Origin of the sequence: Mesorhizobium sp. M7A.F.Ca.CA.004.04.2.1, from assembly GCF_004022825.1 — a bacterium.
Taxonomy (GTDB): domain Bacteria; phylum Pseudomonadota; class Alphaproteobacteria; order Rhizobiales; family Rhizobiaceae; genus Mesorhizobium.
Genome location: NZ_RZPH01000532.1, coordinates 1 through 4,103, shown reverse-complemented (window position 1 = coordinate 4,103; position 4,103 = coordinate 1). Strand labels below are relative to the sequence as shown.

The following is a 4,103-nucleotide window of genomic DNA, read 5'->3' as shown; positions in this document are numbered from 1 at the left end:
GTGCTGGAGCCGCAAGCGGATTGCCCCGCGGCACAGGTCGCCAACCGGCAGATAACAGCCGCCTATGACGACCCGGCCGCCCTTGCCGAACTGGCAGGCTCGAGTTCCGTCGTCACCTACGAGTTCGAGAACGTGCCGGTTGCAGCCGCCAGTGCGCTGGCCGCCAAGGTTCCGGTCTATCCGCCGGCGCGTGCGCTGGAAGTGGCGCAGGACCGGGTGGACGAAAAAACATTCCTCAACGGCATCGGCATTGCCACCGCCGATTTCCACGCCGTCGACAATGATGACCAGCTGATCGCGGCGCTGAAAGCATTCGACGGCAGCGGTGTCCTGAAGACCCGGCGCATGGGCTATGACGGCAAAGGCCAGCGCGTCTTCCGCAACATGGAAGCCGGCGGCTTCGCCGGCACATGCGAGGCGATGGGCAATGTGCCTCTGATCCTGGAGGCCTTCGTGCCGTTCGAGCGCGAGATATCGGTGATCGCGGCGCGTGGGCTGGACGGTGCGGTTGTCGCTTACGATCCAGCCGAGAATATCCATCGCAACGGCATTCTCCACACATCGACCTTGCCGGCCGCCATTATGCCGGAGACGGCGGAAGCGGCCCGAACGGCCGCATCGAAGATCCTGTCGGCGCTGAACTATGTCGGCGTCATCGGCGTCGAGTTCTTCGTGCTGGCGGACGGCTCGCTGCTGGCCAACGAGATCGCGCCGCGCGTGCACAATTCCGGCCATTGGACGGAAGCCGCCTGTATCGTCTCGCAGTTCGAGCAGCATATCCGCGCCATCGCCGGCCTGCCGCTCGGCGCCCCGGACCGCCATTCCGACTGTGTGATGGAAAACCTGATCGGCGACGATGTGCTGCGCGTCCCGGAGCTTCTCGCCGAGCCCGATCTGATGCTGCATCTCTACGGCAAGGCCGAAGCGCGGCTCGGCCGCAAGATGGGGCATTTCACTCGGATCAGCCGTCGCGCCTCATAGGGTTGCCTACTGCAAATCGTCGCTCTCGTCCTCGCCTGGATTGGCGCAACTCACATCGCCTTCCTCGCAATTGGCCGCGGCAGCGAGCTGCTTGATGCGATCATTGGTCAATCTGGTCAGGCATTGCGATACTGCCATCGGATGGATCGAGCCGCCTTGACTGGCGGCGGTGGAATGCGCGCATTCGGCATCGCGAAAAGTGATCCAGGCGCGCTGCGCCACCTGCAGCAATCTCTTGCCGCCGGCGTCATCCGAGCTGGTAAGGTCCTGATAGGCCTTGTTGAGCTTGGCGTCGGCCGCCTGATAGTCTTCGCCGGCACAGATGTTCATCATCTGCTGGCTATCGTCGCTGCGGTCGCATTCCTGCGCGCGAGCAACCGAAGCTGCCGCCAGCAGGACAAGGCAGGCGGACAGGAACATTCGGCGCATGGTTCTCTCCAAATCACTTCACGGCGACCGCATCATCCCAGCCGGCCCCAGGGCCGCGCAATGCCGCAAGGCCGACATGGCGGATAATTGATGACAGGGACGATTCACAGCCGCTATGGAGCACGCTTGCGGTTGACAGGGACAAGGCTCCTCGTTTATGAGCCTCCCACAGTTCAAAGGCGCGTCTTCTGGCGCGCCTTAAAATTTCGACCCGGACCGGGTCCACACCGACAGGCAAGACCATGAAGATCAAGAATTCGCTCAAGGCGCTGAAGGCGCGTCACCGCGACAACCAGTTGGTTCGCCGCAAGGGCCGCGTCTACATCATCAACAAGACCGCCCCGCGCTACAAGGCACGCCAGGGCTGAGTTTTCGGGCAGGAGGCTGTTGCCTCCCCCCATTTGATGCTTGTTGCCGCCTGCCGGCATTTTCACGCCAAATTCAGTTTGACGTTCCGTCGCCCGGGACTAGAGTCCGGCGATGCGGATTCTTTTTGCATTTGTGACATCTCTGCTTGTTTCCGGCGTCATTTATGGCCCGGCATGGGCGGACGATGCTGTCGCGCCGCCGGCCACTCAGGACGCGCCGCCCGCCGCAACGACGAAACAAGCCCGCCTCGACCAGTTGTTCAGCGATCTGAAACGCGAGCGCAACGAAAAGGCGGCCGAGCGCATCGCCGGCAACATCTGGAGCGAGTGGTCGCAATCCGGCAGCGCCTCGATCGACCTGATGATGCAGTGGTCGCAAAAAGCCGTCGAGGGCCAGAAGTTCGACGTCGCGCTCGATTTCCTCGACCAGGTGGTGACTTTGCAGCCGACTTATGCCGAAGGCTGGAACCGGCGTGCCACCGTCCATTTCATGATGAAGAACTACGGCAAGTCGATGTCCGACATCGACCAAACGCTGCAGCTCGAGCCGCGCCATTTCGGTGCGCTGTCCGGCCTGGCGCAGATCATGGCGCTGACCGGCCACAAGCAATCGGCGCTCGAGGCCTGGCAGAAGGTGCTGGCCATCTATCCGATGATGCGCAGCGCCCAGGACCAGGTCGGCACGATTTCGGAGGAACTTGCCGGTGAAGGCATTTAAGGGAATAGGCAGTAGGGATTAGGCAGTAGGTCCAGACCGCTCTGCGGAACACACATGCCTACTGCCTACTGCCTACTGCCTACTGCCTACTGCCTACTGCCTACTGCCTACTGCCTACTGCCTACTGCCTACTGCCTACTGCCTACTGCCTACCCTACAACTTATCCCCCTCCACCTCGTATCTCCCCCATGAACCTGATCTACGCCGCCCTTGCCTTCCTGATGGCGCTTGTCTTCGGCTTTGTCGGCGTCACCCGCGTCGGGTCATGGCTGATCGAGCGTCGTAATCCGCCGATCGGCGAGTTCGCCGACATCGACGGCGCCCGCATCCACTATGTCCATGTTCCGGCGCCCGCCAATGCCGAGTTGCCGCCGATCGTCTTCATCCATGGCGCCAGCGCCAATCTCAGGGACCAGATGCTGCCGCTGCGCCCCTTGCTCGAAGGCCGCGCCGAAATGCTGTTCTTCGACCGGCCAGGCCATGGCTGGTCGGGTCGCGGCACCAACAACGAGAACCCGTCGGCGCAGGCCAACACCATTGCCGCACTGATGGACCATCTCGGCATCAAAAAGGCTGTCATCGTTGGCCATTCCTTCGGCGGCGTGGTGACATCGGCCTTTGGCCGCGAACATCCAGACAAGACACTCGGGCTCGTCTTTCTCGCACCGGCGACCCACCCATGGCCGGGCGGCGCAACCGCCTGGTACTACGATCTGACCACCATGCCGGTGCTCGGTTGGCTGTTTTCCGAAACGCTGACCTATCCGGCCGGAACCCTGCAGATGGCCGACGCCACCACCTGCGTCTTTTCGCCCAACAAGGTGCCGGACAATTACCTCAGCTCGGTCTCTATCCCGCTGGTGCTGCGACCAACAGCCTTTCGTGCCAACGCCACCGATGTCGCCGGGCTCTATCGCTACGCGCTCGCCACCGCACCGCGTTACGCCGAGATCAAGGCGCCGACCGTGGTGATTTCAGGCGATCGCGACAAGGTGGTCTATGCACATATCCATTCGGTCGGCCTGGCGCGCGACATTGCCGGTGCCGAACTCGTGTGGGTGCACAATCTCGGTCACAAGCCAGACTGGATCGCGACCGACCTGACCGTCGGCGCCATCGAGAAGGTCGCTGGCAAGAATATGGACCTGCCGGCGATGGCCAGGACCGTGGAGGCGCGCATCGCCGGCGACGCCTACGGCGCCGGCAGATGCGCCGATATCAAGGTACCGCAGGCCGAACTCGCGCCGACCTAAAGCGGGCCGCCTGAATCCGTTCAGAGGCGACACGCTTCAGGAATCTAGCGGCTGACTTGTGTGTCCGAACCGATATAGGCGATGCGCAGCATGTTGGTCGAACCCGGTGTCCGCAGCGGCACGCCCGCGGTGATGATGACGCGGTCGCCAGGCTTGCCGAAGCCTTCGTCGAAGGCGATGCGGCAGGCGCGATTGACCATGTCGTCGAGATCGACGGCGTCGGGTGAGACGACGCAATGCGTGCCCCACAAAAGCGACAGCCGCCGCGCCGTGTTGAGGATCGGCGACAGCGCGATAACAGGCACCTGCGGCCGCTCGCGGGCGGCCGCAGGTGCCTGTTATCGCGCTGTCGC

At 63.0% G+C, this 4,103-nt stretch carries 5 protein-coding genes and 1 pseudogene; 4 read left to right on the top strand and 2 right to left on the bottom strand.

The genetic code is table 11. The features are described 5' to 3' along the window. Positions 1-981 (top strand): 5-(carboxyamino)imidazole ribonucleotide synthase (locus EN893_RS21860; RefSeq protein ID WP_128361767.1); only part of this gene is annotated, 981 nt, incomplete at its 5' end. A 6-nt stretch (positions 982-987) separates the two neighbouring features. On the opposite strand, the gene EN893_RS21855 is transcribed toward EN893_RS21860, so the two are convergent. After that, positions 988-1,410, bottom strand: coding sequence for a lysozyme inhibitor LprI family protein (locus tag EN893_RS21855; RefSeq protein ID WP_127271006.1), 423 nt, complete (start codon positions 1,408-1,410; stop codon positions 988-990). A gap of 242 nt (positions 1,411-1,652) precedes the next feature. Between EN893_RS21855 and ykgO the strand changes: the two genes are divergently transcribed. From ykgO to EN893_RS21840, 3 genes are all read left to right on the top strand, one after another. Beyond that, positions 1,653-1,778 carry a type B 50S ribosomal protein L36 gene (ykgO, locus tag EN893_RS21850; protein WP_006327841.1) on the top strand — a complete coding sequence of 42 codons (126 nt, stop codon included), beginning with the start codon at positions 1,653-1,655 and terminating at the stop codon, positions 1,776-1,778. Positions 1,779-1,890: 112 nt separating this feature from the next. Further along, positions 1,891-2,496, top strand: coding sequence for a hypothetical protein (locus tag EN893_RS21845; RefSeq protein ID WP_127271008.1), 606 nt, complete (start codon positions 1,891-1,893; stop codon positions 2,494-2,496). Between the two features lie 189 nt (positions 2,497-2,685). Next, a complete protein-coding gene (locus EN893_RS21840; protein WP_127272236.1) occupies positions 2,686-3,750 on the top strand; it encodes an alpha/beta hydrolase in 1,065 nt (354 codons plus the stop codon). A 44-nt stretch (positions 3,751-3,794) separates the two neighbouring features. Here the strand turns inward: EN893_RS21840 and EN893_RS21835 are convergent. Further along, positions 3,795-4,076: pseudogene (locus tag EN893_RS21835) on the bottom strand (pyruvate kinase alpha/beta domain-containing protein); the annotation flags it as partial. Positions 4,077-4,103 lie beyond the last annotated feature (27 nt).